This window comes from Subtercola boreus, assembly GCF_003399635.1.
GTDB classification, from domain to species: Bacteria; Actinomycetota; Actinomycetes; order Actinomycetales; family Microbacteriaceae; genus Subtercola; species Subtercola boreus_B.
This window is the reverse complement of the sequence record NZ_NBXB01000027.1, coordinates 207896-227155: the sequence shown is the minus strand read 5'-3', so window position 1 is coordinate 227155 and position 19260 is coordinate 207896. Positions and strand designations below refer to the sequence as shown.

General features: G+C 67.6%; 14 protein-coding genes. 8 read left to right on the top strand and 6 right to left on the bottom strand.

Going from position 1 to position 19260, the window contains the following annotated elements:
• Positions 1 to 52: 52 nt before the first annotated feature.
• On the top strand, positions 53 to 346 hold the full coding sequence (locus B7R22_RS08890; RefSeq protein WP_104244106.1) for a DUF4193 domain-containing protein: 294 nt from the start codon (positions 53 to 55) through the stop codon (positions 344 to 346).
• A gap of 12 nt (positions 347 to 358) precedes the next feature.
• On the opposite strand, the gene B7R22_RS08885 is transcribed toward B7R22_RS08890, so the two are convergent.
• Entirely contained in the window at positions 359 to 811 is a 453-nt protein-coding gene (locus B7R22_RS08885; RefSeq protein ID WP_116411391.1) for a DUF3093 domain-containing protein, read from the bottom strand.
• Positions 812 to 862: 51 nt separating this feature from the next.
• On the opposite strand from B7R22_RS08885, the gene dut reads away from it, so the two are divergent.
• The 5 genes from dut to B7R22_RS08860 all read left to right on the top strand — a co-directional run bounded on the left by dut (position 863) and on the right by B7R22_RS08860 (position 8194).
• Positions 863 to 1315 (top strand): dUTP diphosphatase, encoded by a 453-nt coding sequence (gene dut, locus B7R22_RS08880; RefSeq protein WP_116411390.1) that lies wholly within the window; start codon positions 863 to 865, stop codon positions 1313 to 1315.
• Positions 1316 to 1399: 84 nt separating this feature from the next.
• On the top strand, positions 1400 to 2074 hold the full coding sequence (locus B7R22_RS08875; RefSeq protein WP_116411454.1) for a DUF3710 domain-containing protein: 675 nt from the start codon (positions 1400 to 1402) through the stop codon (positions 2072 to 2074).
• An 8-nt stretch (positions 2075 to 2082) separates the two neighbouring features.
• Positions 2083 to 2847 (top strand): DUF3159 domain-containing protein, encoded by a 765-nt coding sequence (locus B7R22_RS08870; protein WP_116411389.1) that lies wholly within the window; start codon positions 2083 to 2085, stop codon positions 2845 to 2847.
• Between the two features lie 22 nt (positions 2848 to 2869).
• Positions 2870 to 5260 carry an HAD-IC family P-type ATPase gene (locus B7R22_RS08865; RefSeq protein ID WP_116411388.1) on the top strand — a complete coding sequence of 797 codons (2391 nt, stop codon included), beginning with the start codon at positions 2870 to 2872 and terminating at the stop codon, positions 5258 to 5260.
• Positions 5261 to 5371: 111 nt separating this feature from the next.
• On the top strand, positions 5372 to 8194 hold the full coding sequence (locus B7R22_RS08860; protein WP_116411387.1) for an aconitate hydratase: 2823 nt from the start codon (positions 5372 to 5374) through the stop codon (positions 8192 to 8194).
• 292 nt (positions 8195 to 8486) lie between these two features.
• Here B7R22_RS08860 and B7R22_RS08855 read toward each other — a convergent pair whose 3' ends face one another.
• Positions 8487 to 10157, bottom strand: coding sequence for a YncE family protein (locus B7R22_RS08855; protein ID WP_116411386.1), 1671 nt, complete (start codon positions 10155 to 10157; stop codon positions 8487 to 8489).
• Between the two features lie 143 nt (positions 10158 to 10300).
• Here B7R22_RS08855 and B7R22_RS08850 point away from each other — a divergent pair, with 143 nt between their 5' ends.
• Positions 10301 to 11629 (top strand): virginiamycin B lyase family protein, encoded by a 1329-nt coding sequence (locus B7R22_RS08850; protein ID WP_172582277.1) that lies wholly within the window; start codon positions 10301 to 10303, stop codon positions 11627 to 11629.
• 100 nt (positions 11630 to 11729) lie between these two features.
• Entirely contained in the window at positions 11730 to 13673 is a 1944-nt protein-coding gene (gene dxs, locus B7R22_RS08845; protein ID WP_116411384.1) for a 1-deoxy-D-xylulose-5-phosphate synthase, read from the top strand.
• Between the two features lie 178 nt (positions 13674 to 13851).
• Here the strand turns inward: dxs and B7R22_RS08840 are convergent, their stop codons facing one another.
• From B7R22_RS08840 to B7R22_RS08825, 4 genes are all read right to left on the bottom strand, one after another.
• Positions 13852 to 15987, bottom strand: coding sequence for a 3-hydroxyacyl-CoA dehydrogenase NAD-binding domain-containing protein (locus B7R22_RS08840; RefSeq protein WP_116411383.1), 2136 nt, complete (start codon positions 15985 to 15987; stop codon positions 13852 to 13854).
• A gap of 15 nt (positions 15988 to 16002) precedes the next feature.
• Positions 16003 to 17211 carry a thiolase family protein gene (locus B7R22_RS08835; RefSeq protein WP_116411382.1) on the bottom strand — a complete coding sequence of 403 codons (1209 nt, stop codon included), beginning with the start codon at positions 17209 to 17211 and terminating at the stop codon, positions 16003 to 16005.
• Between the two features lie 80 nt (positions 17212 to 17291).
• Positions 17292 to 18470 (bottom strand): HRDC domain-containing protein, encoded by a 1179-nt coding sequence (locus B7R22_RS08830; RefSeq protein WP_253258977.1) that lies wholly within the window; start codon positions 18468 to 18470, stop codon positions 17292 to 17294.
• Positions 18471 to 18564: 94 nt separating this feature from the next.
• Complete coding sequence (locus B7R22_RS08825; RefSeq protein WP_116411380.1) at positions 18565 to 19173, bottom strand: DUF3000 domain-containing protein; 609 nt, start codon at positions 19171 to 19173, stop codon at positions 18565 to 18567.
• Positions 19174 to 19260 lie beyond the last annotated feature (87 nt).

Genomic DNA, 19260 nt, shown 5'->3' with positions numbered 1-19260 from the left:
CAAACTAACGCCGCCGATTTTGTTTCAGCTGGCGTATGAGAAGTGGATAAGCATGGCAACCGATTACGACGCTCCGCGCAAGACCGACGACGATTCCGACTCGATTGAGGCGTTGAAGGAGCGGGTCCCCGACAAGATGTCCGGGGTCGTAGACGTTGACGACGCCGACAACCCCGGTGGCTTCGAACTGCCCGGCGCAGATCTCTCAGACCTCGATCTCGATGTGGTGGTTCTCCCACCGCAGGCAGACGAGTTCACCTGTGTGAGCTGTTTCCTGGTGAAGCACCGTTCGCAGATCGATCACCAGACGAAGCTCGGGCCCGTCTGCATCGAATGCGAGATGTAAGAAACCAAACGTCTACGACGTGAGCTCGTGGTCAGCCTTCTCGAGGGCGGCCACGAGCTCTTTTGGGTTACGGGTCGAGATGAGCCAGTAGGGCACCGGGTCTTCGGGGTCCTGGATGGTCACTTTTACCACAGGCTGGATCCAGCCCCGGATGCACAGCCACGCCCGCGCGTCGAGTCGCTGCCCCCGGGCCATCGTGGCCGCCGCACCGGTCATCGCCTCGGGCTCACCGACGAGCGACAGCGGGATGCGAGCCTTGCCGGCCACGAGCATCCCGTCCTCCACACTGATGACGGGTGAGAGAACGAACAGAACGAGTACGCTTCCGCCGTACAGAACGACGGCGCAGATGATTCCCGCCAGCATGTTGATCGGCGCGAAGACCAGGATGCTCGCAGGGATGAGCAGAACCAGGTAGAGGTAGATCCGCCCGCTGGGGCTGAGTCTCTCGCGATACGTCGACATGACCCTATTCGATCAGATATTCGCTGGAGCAAACTGCACTACCCTCGACTCGTGACTGAATCCGTCGAAGTTCTCATCAAGGCTGAGCACATTCCCAGCTACGCCCACCCGGGCGATGCCGGTGCCGACCTCCACGCGACCGAAGCGCTGACGCTGGCTCCCGGCGAGCGCCGCACGGTCGGTACAGGCGTCTCCATCGCGCTCCCCGACGGCTACGCGGCCTTCGTCGTTCCGCGGAGCGGGCTCGCCAGCAAGCACGGAATCACCATCGTGAACTCGCCGGGAACGGTCGACGCCGGCTACCGGGGCGAAATCAGGGTGGCCCTTCTGAACACGGACACCTCTGTGGCGTACGATATCGCCGTCGGGGAGAGGATCGCCCAGCTCATCGTCATGCCGGTGACGCGCGCAGTCTTCGTTCCCGTCGAACACCTCCCGGGCAGCGCCCGCGGAGTCGGCGGCTTCGGCTCGACCGGCACCACCACCCTCCCCTCAGGAAGCTGATTGAACGTGTCAGACAACGCAGAGAGCACCACCCCGGCCGGCAAGCGCGGAAGGGGAAAGCGCTCCCGGGCGACCGCGGTCGAGTTGGCCGGCGAGGTCTCCACCGAGCTCGAACCGGGTTCGGCACTCGCCGACCAGAGCGCTGCCGACGGCGACGAATCGTCGGATGTCAGCGCCGCCCAGCCGGTCGACGCGAAGTCGGCCCCGGAGAACCGCGCCACCGACGGCCCCTTCGACTCCGACGAAGCCAATCCGGCCAGGCCCTACGTCGACCTTGGCGGCGTGAAGATCCTGCCCCGGGAGGGCCTGCAGTTGCGGCTCGAGGTCGAGGAGGGCACACAGCGCGTCGTCGCGGTCGGTCTCGACTTCGCCGGCTCCACCCTGCAGGTGCAGGCGTTCGCCGCTCCCCGCTCGACCGGGCTCTGGAACGACATCCGGGGCCAGATCCGTGACCAGATCACCGGGCAGGGCGGAACACTCGTCGAGCAGGAGGGCGTCTTCGGCCCCGAACTTATCGCCGAGGTACCCGCTCCGGGCCCCGACGGCACGCCGGTGCTGCGCCTCGCGCGTTTCGTCGGCGTCGACGGGCCGCGCTGGTTCCTCCGCGGGGTCATCGCGGGCGATGCCATGCAGAACGAGGCGTCACGGGCTGCGGTCGAAGAACTCTTCCGCAGCGTCGTCGTGGTGCGGGGCATCTCGCCGATGCCGCCGCGCGATCTCATCCCGCTGACCATTCCCAAGTCGAGCGCTGCGATCTGAGCCGCCGGATGCCCGAAACCCCCGGTTCACCCGAGACCCCAGATCCACTGGCCGCTCGGGAGCCTGCCGAGCGGCCCGCCTCGTTCTCCGACGCATTCGCCGCTGCGGCCCGGCGCTCGGGGATCGGCCAGGTCGCACCCGGTGAGACGCCCACAGCGCAATCGCTGGTGCGTGCCATCGGCGGCGTCCGCGGCCTGATCGAGTCGATCCTCCCGGGGCTCGCCTTCCTCGTCATCTACACGGTCACGAAAGACCTGACGCCGAGCGTGATCGCCCCGCTGGTGGTCTCGGTCGTGTTCATCGTGGTGCGCCTCGCCACGCGGAGCCCCGTGATGCCGGCCGTGGCCGGACTCATCGGTGTCGCAATTTCCGCCGCTCTCGCGCTCTTCACGGGGCGTGCCGAAGACAACTTCCTTCCCGGGCTCATCATCAACGCCGTCTCGATCGTGGTGCTGCTGGTGTCGATCATCGTGCGCTGGCCGCTCATCGGGCTGATCGTCGGTGTGCTGACCGGCGACATGACGGGGTGGCGATCCGACCCGGCGAAGTTCCGCGTGGTACTGATTGCGTCCTGGTGCTGGGTCGGGCTGTTCGCCCTCCGCCTGGGCGTCGAGGCGCCTTTGTATCTCGCGAGCCAGGCCGCCGCGCTCGCCTCGGTGAAGCTGCTGCTGGGGGTTCCGCTCTACGCGGCGATGCTCTGGGTGACATGGTTGCTCGTGCGCGCTGCCTTCGGGCACCAGAAGGCAGTCGCAGCGCCCGCCGAGCGCCCGTAGCGACCACGAGGGCGAGCGCGGGATGACCCAGGAGAAGGTGGCGACCGATCCCGGCCTGTCGCGTGCCGAGGTCGAGGAGCGGGTCGCCGCGGGGCAGGTGAACGTCACCCGCACGCCGACCTCCCGGCCGGTGAAGAGCATCCTTGCCGAGAACGTCTTCACGCTGTTCAACGGCATCCTGACCGTCTGTTTCGTCGTGGTCTGCCTGCTGGGTGACCTCCGAGACGGCTTCTTCTTCGGAGTCGTCGTCTTCAACGCGGCCATCGGCATCGTGCAGGAACTCCGCGCCAAGCGTGCCCTCGACCGGCTCGCCCTGCTCGCCTCGCCCGAGACGGCTGTGCGCCGGGGCGGGGAGCTGGTGGTCATCCATCCGGAGCAGGTGGTGCTCGGCGACCTGGTGATCGCGCGGCCGGGTGACCAGATCACGGCCGACTGCGTGGTCGAAGCGACGACCGCGCTCTTTCTCGACGAATCGATGTTGACGGGGGAGTCCGACCCCATTCCCAAGAAGACCGGCGACACCCTGATGTCGGGGTCGTTGGTGTCCTCCGGCACGGGCGAGGCCCGCGTCGTCGCTGTCGGCGCCGACTCCTACGCCAGCAGGCTGACGGCCGAAATCAAGCGCCACAGCCTGGTGCACTCCGAACTGCGCGCCGCGACGAACCGCATCCTCGTCTACCTGTCGTGGATCCTGGTTCCCCTCATCGTCATCATCCTGCTGGGCCGGATCGGCGCCTACGGCGGGTTCGCCGCCCTGTTCGACCCGAACGACCAGAGCTACCGCCAGGCACTGATCGACGCAGTCGCGAGCGTGGTCGGCATCATCCCCGAGGGCCTGGTGCTGCTCACCAGCCTCGCCTTCGGGGTCGCGGCCATCCAACTCACCCGCCAGCGGGTGCTTGTGCAGGAACTCGCGGCGGTCGAGGTGCTTGCCCGCGTCGACGTGCTCTGCCTCGACAAGACGGGCACCCTGACCACGGGGGCCATCGGGTTCCACGGCCTGCAGCAACTGCCCGGCCGCGACGACGACCTCGGCGGGGCCACCCGCGCGCTGGCCGCGCTGTCGACGGATGACGCGGGCAACGCCACCTCGCGGGCCCTCGCCAACCGTTTCGAACTCGGCGGTGCGGTCGTGGGAGAACGGCTCGCGTTCAGTTCGCTCCGTGGATTCAGCGCGGTGGGCCTGACCCTTGGGGATGTTCCCACCACGTGGCTGCTCGGGGCTCCGGAGCGGCTGCTGGCCGGGCATCCGGAATACCTCGCCGAGGCGCACGCCATCGCGGCGACAGGGCGTCGCACGCTCGCCCTCTCGCAGACAGCGGATGCACCCTCGAGCCTGCTCGACGATCCTGCTCTGCTCGAGCGGGCCGAACCCGCGTGCTTCGTGATCCTGGAGGAGACCCTCCGCCCGGAGGCACCCGGTACGCTCGGCTACTTCGCCGACGAGGGCGTGCGGGTGATCATTCTCTCGGGCGACAACCCGCACACCGTCGGATCGATCGCGCGCCAGCTGGGTCTCGGCGATGCTGCGGTGGATGCCAGCACCCTCGTCACAGACGAGGAACTCACGGATGCCCTGGCCGCCGGCAGCGTCTTCGGCCGTGTCGCCCCCGAGCAGAAGCGCCGCATCGTGAAGACGCTCCAGGCCCAGGGCCGCTCGGTCGCGATGACCGGCGACGGCGTCAATGACGCGATGGCCATCAAGGACGCGGATCTCGGCATCGCGATGGGCAACGCCACGCCGGCGACCCGGGCCGTCTCGCGGCTGGTGCTGCTCGACAGCCGCTTCGACCGCCTGCCCGAGGTGCTCATGCTGGGGCGGCGGGTCATCGCGAACGTCGAGCGGGTGTCGAACCTGTTCCTCTCGAAGACGGTCTACGGCATCGTGCTGGCCCTCGTGACGGCGGCCGCGGCCTGGGAGTACCCGTTCCTGCCACGCCAGCTGACCCTTGTGTCGACGCTGGCGATCGGGATCCCGTCGTTCTTCCTCGCTCTGGCCCCCAACCGGCGCCGCTACCGCTCCGGTGTGCTGCCGCGGGTGCTGAAGTTCTCCCTTCCGACCGGGCTGATCGCCGCGGCGACGTGCCTGGTCGCGTATGCGCCGCTCCGGGTGGCGCTGCCGCAGTCCGATGCGCGGAGTCTCACGACGATCGCCCTGTTCATGGTGTCGCTCTGGATCGTGTCGGTGCTCGCACGGCCCCTGTCGAGGCCCCGGGTGATCCTCGTCGCCTCGGTGAGCGCGGCGTTCGTGCTGTCGTTCGTGGTGCCCTTCACGCGGGACTTCTTCATGCTGTCGTTCACGCTGTCCCCGTGGTTGGCCTACGTCGCCGCGATCGGTACCCTCGGGGCATCCGGGATCGAGCTCTACTACCGGTTCGCAAAACGCAAGGGTCTCGTCGTCGACCGGGCCTGATCCAGGTGGTAAAGTTATCTCGACGTCAAGATACTTTGGTAAGGGGACCCTTGCTAGCCACTGTTGTCCCAGACGAACAAGATTGACGTAGTCAGCGAAGGAGAAGACGCCGTGTCTGCAGTAAACAGTTTTGGGTCGAAAGACACCCTCACCGTGGGAGACAAGGGGTACGAGGTCTACCGCCTCGACACCGTTCCCGGGTTCGAGAAACTCCCGTTCAGCCTCAAGATCCTGCTCGAGAACCTGTTGCGCACCGAAGACGGTGCGAACATCACGGCGGAGCACATCAAGTCCCTCGGTTCCTGGCAGCCCACCGCCGAGCCCGACACCGAGATCCAGTTCACCCCCGCACGCGTCGTGATGCAGGACTTCACCGGCGTTCCCTGCATCGTCGACCTCGCCACCATGCGCGAGGCAGTCGGCGAGCTGGGCGGCGACCCCACCAAGATCAACCCGCTCGCACCTGCCGAGCTCGTCATCGACCACTCCGTCATCGCCGACCTGTTCGGCAGCGAGAACGCTCTCGAACGGAACGTCGACATCGAGTACGAACGCAACGGCGAGCGCTACCAGTTCCTGCGCTGGGGCCAGACCGCGTTCGACGACTTCAAGGTGGTGCCTCCGGGAACCGGCATCGTGCACCAGGTGAACATCGAGTATCTTGCACGTGTCATCTTCACCCGAGAGGTGGGCGGGGTGCTCCGCGCCTACCCCGACACCTGCGTCGGCACCGACTCGCACACCACGATGGTCAACGGCCTGGGCGTGCTGGGCTGGGGCGTCGGCGGCATCGAGGCCGAGGCGGCCATGCTCGGCCAGCCCGTCTCCATGCTCATCCCGAAGGTCGTCGGCTTCAAGCTCTCCGGCACCATCCCGGCCGGCGTCACCGCCACCGACGTCGTTCTGACGATCACGCAGATGGTGCGGAAGCACGGCGTCGTCGGCAAATTCGTCGAGTTCTACGGAGAAGGCGTCACCGCCGTTCCGCTCGCGAACCGCGCCACCATCGGCAACATGAGCCCCGAGTTCGGCTCGACGGCCGCCATGTTCCCGATCGACGACGTGACGCTCGACTACCTGCGCCTCACCGGCCGGAGCGACGAGCAGGTCGCCCTGGTGGAGGCCTACGCCAAGCTCCAGCACCTCTGGCACGACGCATCCGTCGAGCCCTCGTTCAGCGAGTACCTCGAACTCGACCTCTCGACGGTCGTGCCGTCGATCGCTGGGCCCAAGCGGCCCCAGGATCGGGTCGAGCTCAGCCGTGCCAAGTCGCAGTTCGAACTCGACCTCAACGACTACGCCACGCAGGACCTCTCGCGGGTCGACGCAGGCCTCGAGGACACCTTCCCCGCCTCCGACCCGCCCAGCTTCACGCCGCAGGATTCGGATCGTGCCCACGAGCTGGCCCACAGCCACGTGTCACACGCTCCCGGCAGCGTCTCGAAGCCGACGGCCGTGCACACCTCGTCCGGCGACTACACGCTCGACCACGGAGCGGTTGCGGTCGCCGCGATCACCTCGTGCACCAACACGTCGAACCCCTCCGTCATGCTCGCAGCAGGCCTCCTGGCCCGCAACGCGGTGAAGAAGGGCCTGAAGTCGAAGCCGTGGGTCAAGACCACCCTCGCGCCCGGCTCCAAGGTCGTCACCGACTACTACGAGAAGGCCGGCCTCACGGGCGACCTCGAGGCCCTCGGCTTCTACACCGTCGGCTACGGCTGCACCGTCTGCATCGGCAACACCGGCCCCCTCATCGAGGAGGTCACCGACGCGATCAACAAGAACGACCTCGCCGTCACCGCCGTGCTCTCGGGCAACCGCAACTTCGAGGGTCGCATCAGCCCTGACGTCAAGATGAACTACCTGGCCTCACCGCCCCTGGTCATCGCGTACGCCCTCGCCGGGTCGATGAACTTCGACTTCGAGGTCGACCCGCTCGGCCAGGACTCCGACGGCAACGACGTGTTCCTGAAGGACATCTGGCCCGACGCGGCCGAGGTGCAGGAGACGATCGACACGTCGATCAACACCGGCATGTTCACCCACGAGTACTCCAGCGTGTTCGACGGCGACGAGCGCTGGCGTTCGCTGCCCACCCCGACCGGCCCGACCTTCGAGTGGGATGCCGAGTCGACCTACGTGCGGAAGCCCCCATACTTCGACGGCATGACCATCGAAACCACTCCGGTGTCCTCGATTGTGGATGCGCGGGTGCTCGCCAAGCTCGGCGACTCCGTCACTACCGACCACATCAGTCCTGCCGGCAACATCAAGGCCGACAGCCCCGCCGGCAAGTACCTCGACGCCCACGGAGTCGACCGCAAGGACTACAACTCCTACGGATCGCGCCGCGGCAACCACGAGATCATGATCCGGGGCACGTTCGCGAACATCCGCCTGCGGAACCAGCTCCTCGACAATGTGGAGGGCGGCTACACCCGCGACTTCACGCAGCCGGATGCCCCGCAGGCGTTCATCTACGACGCGTCGCAGAACTACCAGGATGCCGGCACTCCGCTGGTCATCCTGGGCGGCAAGGAATACGGATCGGGTTCCTCGCGCGACTGGGCCGCGAAGGGCACGTCACTTCTCGGTGTGAAGGCCGTCATCGTCGAGAGCTTCGAACGCATCCACCGGTCGAACCTCATCGGCATGGGCGTGCTGCCCCTGCAGTTCCCGGCCGGCGAGAGCTGGGCGTCGCTCGGTCTCGACGGTACAGAGGTCATCAGCATCTCGGGTGTCGAGGAGCTCAACGAGGGTCGCACCCCGAAGACGCTCCACGTCACCGCGGTGCCGTCGGCCAACTCGCCCTCGGGCAAGGAGACGATCGAGTTCGACGCCGTGCTGCGCATCGACACCCCCGGCGAGGCGGACTACTACCGTAACGGCGGGATCCTGCAGTACGTGCTCCGTTCGCTGGTCACTGCGGCGTAACAGCCCCGGTGCCTTCCCGCCGAAACGGCCTCCTTCCTTCGCGGAGGGGGCCGTTTCGCTGTTTCCGTCACACGTTGCTCGTCACACGCTGCCCGTCGGGCAGCGATCCGTGCCGTGAGTGCACGGAACGGTCGGCCCTCGCCGCATCCGTCGCGCTATCGGCCGAGGATCGGCCTGTGGCCGCCGATTCGATGATTCGCGGAGGTGCCGGGCGGTCGTCACCCGCGCGGGACGGTGTGTATCGCGAGTCCTGGCGGCAGCTTCTCTCACCCGGATCGAAGAGGGCGATCTTTCAGTTCCGGCGGTGAACGGAGCGCGAACGGATGCCGGGCTGGGTGCGCCTGCGAGCCAGTCGCGTCGTGGCCATGCCGAGGATCAGCGCCGTCGCAGCGGCCGCCAGGGCGCTCACTACTGCATCCGTACCGGAACCCGTCGAAGCCAGGTGGTGCGCATCCGCGGCTGATCCGCCGGCCGTCAGCGATGCGGAGTCACCGGGGGTGTGAAAGTCACCAGAGCTCCCGGAGTCGCCGCCAGCGCTCCCGCCGCCCGGCGCCGGCGGGTCGACCGGAGGCGCGGGCCGGGTGGTCGGCGGAAGCGGGGCGGGCTCGATCACGAGCGTGTAGTTGGCCGCTCCAGCGGGGTCGACACCGTTCGAGGCCGTCACCGTGAACGGCGCGGGGGACACGGGCACCGAGGTCGGCGTGCCGGTGATGGTGCCTGTTCCGCTGCCGGGTGTCGCCGTGAAGGCGAGGCCGGGCGGAAGGGATCCCGTCAGCGTGACGGTTGGAGCGGGTGTTCCGCTGGCCGTGATCGTGAAGGTGTACGGCTCGCCGACGGAGGCGGTGGGCGGCGCCCCGCTGGTGATCGTCGGACTCGTCTGGCGACTGATCACCGAGAGACGGTTGCTGCCGAAGTCGGCCACGATGGCTCGGCCGAGCGCCGGGTCGATGGTGACCTGCCGGGCATCCGAACCGACCGGTACTGTCTGCGTGAGCAGGGACTCGCCCTCTATGACCGAGACGTTCTGCGAGGTGTTGTTCACGACGTAGGCCGTGTGGGTCGTGCTGTCGACGGCGATGGCGTCGGGGTCGGCGTTCACACTCACCGTGCGGAGCACAGCGCCGCCCCGGATCTCGGTGACGTTCGTCGACTGCGCGTTCAGCACATACGCAGTGTGGGTCGAGGTGTCGACGGCGACCGCGAGGGGGTTCGCGCCCACAGGAACGGTCATCGGCACGATACCGGTGCCCTGGATGACCGAGACGTTCTGCGAGGTGTTGTTGACGACATAGGCCGTGTGGGTCGTGCTGTCGACGGCGATGGCGTTCGGATCGGCGTTCACGCTCACTGTCCGCACCACGGCGTTGCCGACGACCTCGGAGACGTTCGTCGAGAGGGTGTTCACGACGTACGCGGTGTGCGTCGAGGTGTCGACGGCGATGGCGACGGGCCTGTTGCCCACGGCGACAGTTGTCGCGGCGAACGCGCCAGGCGCAGGCTCGCGGATGATCGACACGGTGTTGCTCAGCCGGTTGCCGACATACGCGGTTCCCGTCGTGTCATCGACGGCGACCGACGCGGGCGCTGTGCCGACGCCGATGGTCGCAATGACCGCGTCTCCGCGGATCAACGTCACGTCACTCGACCCCGCATTCGTGACGTAGGCCGTGTGGGTCATGCTGTCGACGGCGACGGCCGTCGCGTCGGCGCCGATGCTGAGCGCGCGCACGAATGCACCTGTGCGGAAGAGCGTCACCGTGGATCCCGCGCTGTCGACGGCGTAGATGGTGTGGTCGACCGTGTCGACCGCAACCGCCAGGGGAGCGTGCACCGTGAGCGACGACGTCACGACATACACGGTCGTTGCGGCGAGCGCGTTGGCGGGCATCCCGGCCAGCGCGAAGGGAACGAGTGCTGCAACAGCGCAGACGGAGAGATGCAGAGAGTGACGAGTGTGGCGCATGGGACCACAATAGATGATTTTCTATCATGATGCACACATACCTGAGGTTTGAAAACCAGAGGTGGTCATTCTGCACAATAAATGAGACACTCTCAGTACCGGGGGAACACTGGGGCTCGCCCCTCGACCCCGAATGGATCGCCGTGAATCCGATCATCCGTCGCCTCCCCGCTGCTGCTGCGGCCGGGCCGATGCCAGCCGTTGCCGCTCCTGCCTCCGTCTGGGCCTCGGCCCGAGCTCTGGCTCTCGCCCTCATGCTGGCGCTGGCACTGTCGGTCGTCGCTCCCGCTGTCCGGGCGGAGGCGAAGACCCTCGACTCGGTCGTCGCCGAACTCGGTTCCGCCGCGAAGCCGGTGGCAGCTGCGACGGATGCCGCGGGCAACGTCTACGTGCTGAACGAGGGCGACGCCACCGTCTCGAAGTTCATGCCCGGTGGCGGTCTCGTGCGCATCTTCGCCTCTCTCGGCGCATCGGCCAGGCCCCAGGGAATGACGATCGATCCGAAGGGCTACCTCTTCGTCGCCTGCGCGGGCACCGACTCGGTGACGCGCATCTCCCCGACGGGCACGGCCGTCGCGTACTGGGCCTACGACGGCGCCGGATCGATGCCGCGCGGCATCACCTCCGACCGGGTCGGCAATGTCTTCGTCTCGAACTGGGGCACGTCCACGATCACCAGGATCTCGGCGACAGGCGCCGTGCTGCCGGTCTTCGCGCGGCTCGACCCCGCCGACCGGCCGCTCGGCCTCACGACAGACGCCGCAGGAAGCGTCTACGTGGCCGAGACGCAGACCAATCGCGTTTCGAAGGTGCTGGCGCCGGGTGCTGTGCAGGAAGCCTTTGCCGAGTTGCCGAAGGGTGCCGGCGCGCCCTCCGGACCTTTAGCGGTGGCGGTGGATCCATGGGGTGCACTCTCGGTGGTCACCTCGAGTGGAAGCGTGTCGAGGTTCGCGGCCGACGGCTCGCTGCTGGCGGCGAGCGTTCCGCTCCCGCCCGGGTCGCATCGTCCGACGGGAGTGCTGCTCGACGCTTGGGGGGATGCTTTCGTCGGAGACGAGTTCGCGCCCGGGGTGACCGTGCTCGACGCGGCGGGCAGCGGCGCAGCATCCCTCGCCGCGTTCGGTTCGGGCACGATCGTCCGCGCGGTGGCGCTCTCGGGCAGCGGGCTGCTGGCGGCCGACTACGTGTCCGGGTCCGTCCACCGAATCGAGTTGGCCCCCACGCTCGCAACACCGCCTCTTGCGGCTACGGTGCGGCGCGGTGTGCCGACGGCTCTGGATGTCCAGACCACCGGTCTCACCCCGAAACTCATCGTGAGTGTCGGGGTGCTTCCTCCCGGTCTGACCCTGGATGAGACGACGGGTCGACTCTCGGGCTCGCCGACCGTACTCGGCACCTACGCTTTCGACGTCGTGGCCGCGAACCACTGGGGCGTGACGGCTCCGCAGCACGAGGTGCTCGTGGTGCGCTGAGCATGTCAAGCATGCGCCAGCCTTCAAGGGTTCTCATGAAGCACTTATAGACTCAGGGGAGCCCTCTTCCGGGCGACGAGAACTCGAAAGGTGGCATCAGGTGACACTTCTCGAACAGATCCACGGCCCGCGCGACCTCGACGCCCTGACCCAGGAGCAGCTGGTGCAGCTGGCCGCCGACGTGCGGAACTTCCTCATCGCCGAGGTGTCGAAGACCGGCGGCCACCTCGGGCCGAACCTCGGCGTGGTCGAGCTGACCATCGCCATCCACCGGGTCTTCGACTCACCTCACGACGCGATCGTGTTCGACACCGGCCACCAGTCCTACGTGCACAAGCTCCTCACCGGTCGTCAGGACTTCAGCCGCCTGCGCGAGAAAGGCGGCCTCGCCGGCTACCCGCAGCGCTCGGAGAGCGAGCACGACGTCGTCGAGAGCTCCCACGCCTCCAGCTCGCTGAGCTGGGCCGACGGCATCTCCCGTGCCTTCACCATGACTGGCCAGGCCGATCGGCACGTCGTGGCCGTGGTGGGCGACGGCGCCCTCACCGGTGGCATGACGTGGGAGGCGCTCAACAACATCAGCGACGACAACGACCGGAACCTGGTCATCGTGGTGAACGACAACGGCCGCTCCTACGCCCCGACGATCGGCGGCATGGCGCGCTACCTCAATGGCGTCCGCACGAAGGCCGGCTACCAGGATCTGCACCACTCGAGCGAGCGTCTGTTCGGCCACTTCGGAGCGGCCGGCCGGGCGATCTACCGCGGCGCGCGCGGCGGGATGCACGGCTTCCTCTCCCGTCTCACGAACAACGAGTCGCTCTATTCCAACCTCGAGATCAAGTACCTGGGGCCGATCAACGGTCATGACCTCAGCGCCATGGAGGAGGCTCTCCACCAGGCCAAGGAGTACCACGGCCCGGTCATCGTGCACGCCATCACCGAGAAGGGACGCGGCTACCAGCCCGCCCGGAACGACGAGGCCGACCAGTTCCATGCCGTCGGGCAGATCGACCCCGAGACGGGCGAGCCGATCGGGGGTGCCTCGGGCGGCCCGTCGTGGACGAGCGTCTTCTCGGCCGAGATCGCCAAGCTCGCAGCATCCAACGACCGCATCGTGGGCATCACCGCCGCGATGCTCCGCCCCACGGGCCTCCATACGATGGCCGAACACTTCCCGAAGCGGGTGCTCGACGTGGGGATCGCCGAGCAGCATGCCGTGACGAGTGCCGCCGGCCTCGCCTTCGGTGGTCTGCACCCGGTGGTCGCCCTCTATGCGACCTTCATCAATCGCGCCTTCGACCAGGTGCTGATGGATGTCGGCCTGCACAAGGCCGGCGTCACGTTCGTGCTCGATCGCGCGGGTGTGACGGGCCCTGACGGCCCGAGTCACCACGGAATGTGGGACCTCGCCATCCTGCAGGTCGTACCGCACATCCGCCTGGCCGCGCCCCGCGACGCCGAACGTCTGCGTGAGGAGCTCGCCGAGGCGATCGCTGTGGATGACGCTCCCACCGTCGTGCGCTTCCCGAAGGGTGCGGCGAGTGCCACCATCGACGCTGTCGAGCGTTTCTCCGACGGAGTGGATGTTCTCCGCCACGCTTCCCAGAAGGATGTGCTCATCGTCACCGTCGGGCCGTTCGCGGCCACGGGCCTGGAGGTCGCCGAGCGGCTTGCGGCGCAGGGCATCGGGGCGACGGTCATCGACCCTCGCTGGGTGGTGCCCGTGGCGAAGAGTCTCGTCGACCTCGCAGCTGAGCACCGCCTCGTCGTGACCATCGAGGATGGCGTGCGCGTCGGCGGTGTCGGTACCCGGATCCGCCAAGATCTCCGTGCGGCCGGCGTCGACACGGCGCTCACCGAGTTGGGGCTGCCCGACGAGTTCCTCGACCACGCCTCGCGCGCCGAGATCCTCGAGCGGGTGGGCCTCACTCCGCAGCACATCGCCCGCGACATCGTGGCGCAGGTCATCGGCAGCAAGATCCCGCACGCCCGCCCCCTGCCCGACGACGCGGACTCGTCCCGCCAGCTCGACGCCCGCTAACGCTCTCGCACCGGTCATTCCCGCGGAGGCGCGCACGCTTGTCGCTTCCGCGGGTGCGCGCGCAAGCGCGAAAGCGACAAATTGGCACGCCCGTGACGAACGGCACACAACGCGAAAGGCCCCGCCGGGCATCCGGAGTGGATGATCGGCGGGGCCTGGGGGTCAGGCAGGATGCGAGCTACTCGACGCCCGCGATGCGGGGGTGGTGGAACGTGTCTCCGAAGACGCGCTCCGACGCACCGACACGGTCGAGGTACGGCGTCACGCCGCCCATCTGGAACGGCCAGCCGGCACCGAGGATCATGCAGAGGTCGATGTCCTCCGCTGCGTGCACCACGTCGTCTTCGAGCATGCGGTGGATCTCGTCGGCCAGGCCGTCTTCGACGCGCCGCAGGATCTCCTCACCGGTCATGGGTGACGTTCCACCCGACACGATCTTCACCGCGGTCTTGTCGAAGCCCTTGATCTTGCCTTTGGCATCGCGCTCGAAGATCCTGCCGTGCTCGGCGAGCCTGTGCAGGTTGGTGCTCTCGAAGAACCGGTCGGGGAAGGCCGCGTGGTGCGTGTCGAGCACGTGCGCGCCGACCTTCAGCCCCACGAGCTCGAGCAGTTCGAACGAGGACATCGGCAGCCCGAAGGGATCCAGAGCCGTGTTGACGACCTCGAACGGGGTTCCGGTGTCGACGGCGTGCATGGCCTCACCGAGCAGCTTCGCCAGGATGCGGTTCACGACGAATCCGGGGGTGTCGCGCGTGATCACCGCATTCTTGCGGAGCAGAGCGGCCGTCACCATCGCGGTCGACAGCGTCGCCTCGTCGGTCAGCGGCGTGTTCACGACCTCGACCAGCGGCATCACGGCCACCGGGTTGAAGAAGTGGAAGCCGACGACGCGCTCCGGATGCGCCAGCTTCGCCGAAATGGCCTCGACCGAGAGCGACGAGGTGTTGGTGGCCAGCACGGCCGTCTCGGAGATGTACTGCTCGATGTCGGCGAAGACGTCCTGCTTCACCCCGAGCTCCTCGAAGACAGCCTCGATGACCCAGTCCGCGTCGGCGAAGTCGGCCTTGTCGGTCGTGCCCGAGATGAGGTGGTTGAGGCGGTTGGCCTCGTCGGGGGAGATGCGCTTCTTCGACAGCAGCGTCGCAATCTCGCTCCGGATGTAGTCGAGTCCCTTGTCGACGCGCGCCTGGTCGAGGTCGGTGATGATCACCGGAACCTTGAGCCGGCGAACGAAGAGCAGCGCGAACTGCGAGGCCATCAGGCCGGCGCCGATGACGCCCACCTTGGTGACCTTCTTCGCGAGTGCCTTGTCGGGAGCCCCCGCCGGCTTCTTCGCGCGCTTCTGCACGAGGTTGAACGCGTAGATGCTCGCGCGGAACTGGTCCCCGGCGACGAGATCGGCCAGCGCCTCATCCTCTCTCGCGAACGCCTCCTCGCGGGTGCCCGACTTGGCAGCCTTGAGCAGGTCCAGCGCAGCGTAAGGCGAGCGCGCCACCGTACCGATGCGGCCTTCGAGCATCTTTCGCGCGATGCCAATCGCGGTATCCCACTTCACGAGGCGCTCGACGCGCCCCGGCTCGTTGGCGCGCTTGACGGAGATACGTCCGGTGAGCACGCCGTCGGCCCAGACCAGCGACTCCTCGAGGAAGTTCGCCGAGCCGAAGATCGCATCCGCCATCCCGAGGTCGAAGACATCCTGGCCCGTGAGGGTGCGGTTGTTCTTCAGCGGGTTCTCGACGATCACCTTCAGGGCATTCTCGATGCCGATCAGGTTCGGAAGCAGGTAGGCGCCGCCCCAGCCGGGAATGATACCGAGGAAGACCTCGGGCAGGGCCGCAGCTGCGATCCCCGAGTCGACCGTCCGGTAGTCGCCGTTCAGGCCGATCTCGACCCCGCCACCGAGCGCGAGCCCGTTGATGAACGTGAATGACGGCACACCCACCGAGCCGAGCTTCGAGAGCATGAAGTGCCCGAGCTGGGCCATCTTCAGAGCGAGGTCGCGGGAGGAGACCTCTCCGACCTTGCTGAGGTCGGCACCGGCGGCGAGGATGAACGGCTTGCCCGTCACGCCCACGGCGTGGATCTCCCCGGCGGCCGCGCGGACGGCGAGGGCATCCAGAGCGGTGCCGTACTCGAGCAGGGTCACCGGCCCGAGAGTGGACGGGCGCGTGTGGTCGCGCCCGTTGTCGAGCGTCAGCAGGGCGAGGACCTTGCCGCTCGGGAGCGGGATGTCACGCACGTACGAGTGCGTGACGACCTCGTCGGCGGAGAATTCGAGAAGGTCGGTGAAATCGATGTCAGCGTAGTTCGTCATGTGAGGATCGCCGCGTCAGCGCGACTTCTTCGCCTTCCGGTCGTAGTTCGGGTTCTCCCAGATGACGGTGCCGCCCTGGCCGAGGCCGACGCACATCGCCGTGATGCCGTAACGCACCTCGGGGTGCTCGGAGAACTGGCGGGCCAGCTGGTTCATCAGGCGCACGCCCGAGGAGGCGAGCGGATGCCCGATGGCGATGGCCCCGCCGTACTCGTTCACGCGCGGGTCGTCATCGTCGATGCCGAAGTGGTCGAGGAACGACAGCACCTGGATGGCGAAGGCCTCGTTGAGCTCGAAGAGCCCGATGTCGGTGATCGACAGGCCGGCCTTCTTCAGCGCCTTCTCGGTGGAGGGCACCGGGCCGATGCCCATGATCTCGGGCTCGACGCCGGCGAACGCGAAGCTCACCATGCGCATCTTGGTGGTCAGGCCGAGTTCCTTCGCGACGGCACCGCTCGCGAGCAGGCTCGCCGTCGCACCGTCGTTCAGGCCGGACGAGTTGCCCGCTGTGACGCGGCCGTGCGGCCGGAAGGGTGTGCGCAGACCGGCGAGACCCTCCATGGTCGTCTCGGGGCGGGGAGCCTCATCCCGTGTGGCCAGCCCCCAGCCGCTCTCGCTCCGGGTGGCGACCGGGATCAGGTCGGGCTGGATCTTGTTCGCCTCGTAGGCTGCGGCGACCTTCTGCTGGCTGCGGAGCGCGTAGCGGTCGGAACGCTCTTTGGTGAGCGCCGGGAACCGGTCGTGGATGCGCTCGGCGGTCATGCCCATGTTGAGAGCTTCTGCGCCCACGAGCTTCTCGGCGAGGAACCGCGGGTTCGGGTCGGCCCCGAAGCCCATTGGGTGACGGCCCATGTGCTCGACGCCCCCGGCGATCACGAGGTCGTAGGCGCCGAAACCGATGCCGCCGCCGAGGGTGGTGACCGACGTCATGGCGCCGGCGCACATCCGGTCGATCGCGAAGCCGGGAACCGACTTCGGCAGCCCGGCGAGCAGAGCAGCCGTGCGACCGAGGGTCAGGCCCTGGTCGCCCTGCTGCGTCGTGGCCGCGATGGCGACCTCGTCGATGCGGTCGTGCGGCACGTTCGGGTTTCGCTCGAGCAGGCCCAGCATTGCCTTGACGACCAGGTCGTCGGCTCGCGTGTTCCAGTACATTCCTTTTTCGCCGGCACGCCCGAAGGGGGTGCGGACTCCATCAACAAAGACGACTTCAGATATTTCGGCCACTGTGCCTCATGCCTCTCATGGATTCGCGTGGTTCCCACCCTACGCACCCACATTTTCGCCCTGAAATCGGTTGTTGCTTCCTACGATCCGCTGTCTGCGTCGTCGAGAAGCATTTGGTGGGCTCCTACAAAGGCTTGGGCGATTGGCTGTGCGGTTAGCTCAATCTGCCAGGGCCTCGCACCGGCCTTCTGGAGGGCATCGCCAATGGTCTCCGGTGTGATGGACGTCGGGGGAGTCCACGCTGCGCGGCGCAGGTACTCCGGGGTGAGCAGGTTCTCGAGCGGGATGTTCTGCTGTTCACCGAGTTCGACGAGAACCAGTCGCGCTGCCTTGAGCCGGGCATCCGCCTCGGGGTTCCGATCGGACCAGCTCCGCGGTGGCGGCAGGGTGTCGCCGTTCCGGGCGATCTGCGGAGGCTCGGTGGATGCTCGCCCCACCTCGACGGCGTTCCACCACCGATCGAGCTCCGAGCGTGATGCCCGGCCGGTGAAGTCCCGCATCGAGGCGAGGTCGCGCTTCGTGGCGGGAAGCGCGCGCGCTGCGGCCGTGAGGGAGAGATCGGGCACGAGCCGGCCCGGCGACACGTCGAGTTCCTGGGCGAGCGCGTCGCGCGCAAGCCAGAGCTCGCGGGCAGCCGACAGGTTCTTCGCCCCGCGGAGCGAGTGCACCCCCGAGAGCCGACGCCACGGCTCGGCTGCCGGGGGCTTCGCCTCCTTGTCGAGCGTCGCCTGGAACTCCTGCGAGGCGATGTCCGTCTTCCGCTGTTCGCTCAGCATGCCCACCATCACGTCGCGCACATCGATCAGCAGTTCCACGTCGAGGGCGGCGTATTCGAGCCAGGTCGCGGGCAGGGGACGCGTCGACCAGTCGGCCGCGGAGTGCTCCTTGGCGAGATGGATGCCCAGCAGCTCCTCGACGACGGTGCCGAGCCCAACACGGGGGAGGCCGAGGAGTCTCGCGGCGAGCTCGGTGTCGAAGATCCGGGTGGGTTCGAGGCCCACCTCCCGGAGACACGCCAGATCCTGGCTCGCTGCGTGCAGGATCCACTCCTCGCCCGCGATCAGCTCGGAGAGCTCGGCGAACGAACCGATCGGCGGCGGGTCGAAGAGGAATGTGCCTGCCCCGCGACGGTAGAGCTGGATGAGGTAGGCGCGCTGGGAGTATTTGAAGCCCGATGCCCGTTCCGCGTCGATCGCGAGCGGGCCCGTTCCGGCGGCGATCCGTTCCACAGCGTCGAGGTAGGCCTCACGCGTGTCGATGACGGTGCGACCGGCGGCGAGAGTACCGGCCGCGGCAGTGTCGTCGTCAGGGCTGCCGGCGGCAGGTGCGCCTTTCGCAGGAGTCGGAGCCGGCTCAGCCACGCGCCTGGCGCCTCGCCTGGAGCAGGCTCACTCCTTCGGGAACGGGCGGGAGGCCGGCAAGCATGCACAGCAGCTCACCCCACCCTTCGACGTGCGCCTTCATCTCTTCGTCTCCCGGAGTCCACGATGCGCGAAGCTCGATCTGGGCCCCGTCGCCCTGCTTCGCGAGTTCGCCGAATCCCGACGAGATGATCTTTGTTGCCGTGCCCGAAGCATGTGAATAGTCTGCACCCTTTGTGTCGAGCGCATCGATCAACCACGACCAGGTGACGTCGGCCAGGAACGGGTCGAGCCCGATCTCGGTCTCGAGCGGTGCCTGCACGAAGCAGACCACGCGGAACGCCCCTCCCCAGGCCTCGGGCTCGTCCGGGTCGTGCAGCAGGATGAAGCGGCCGGTACCGAGGTCGCTGTCGGAGCCGTGGCGCGGTGACCCGTCGGCACGTCTCACATCAGCGCTGAGGGCGAGGGAGTAGGGAGCCAGGTTGGCCGGTGAGGCGATCTCGTTCACGACGAGTTCGGGCCGGGAGACCGCTTGGCGGAGTGAGCCGAGAGCCGCAGTGAAAGCCGCCGGCAGAGCAGGGCTGAAGGGAGAATCGGACACGTCGCCAGACTAGAGTTTTTTTGTGTGTCCGCTGGGAGGCACGCCGTCGGCGTCCTGCCGCGGAGCGGACACGTGAAATGCTGGTCC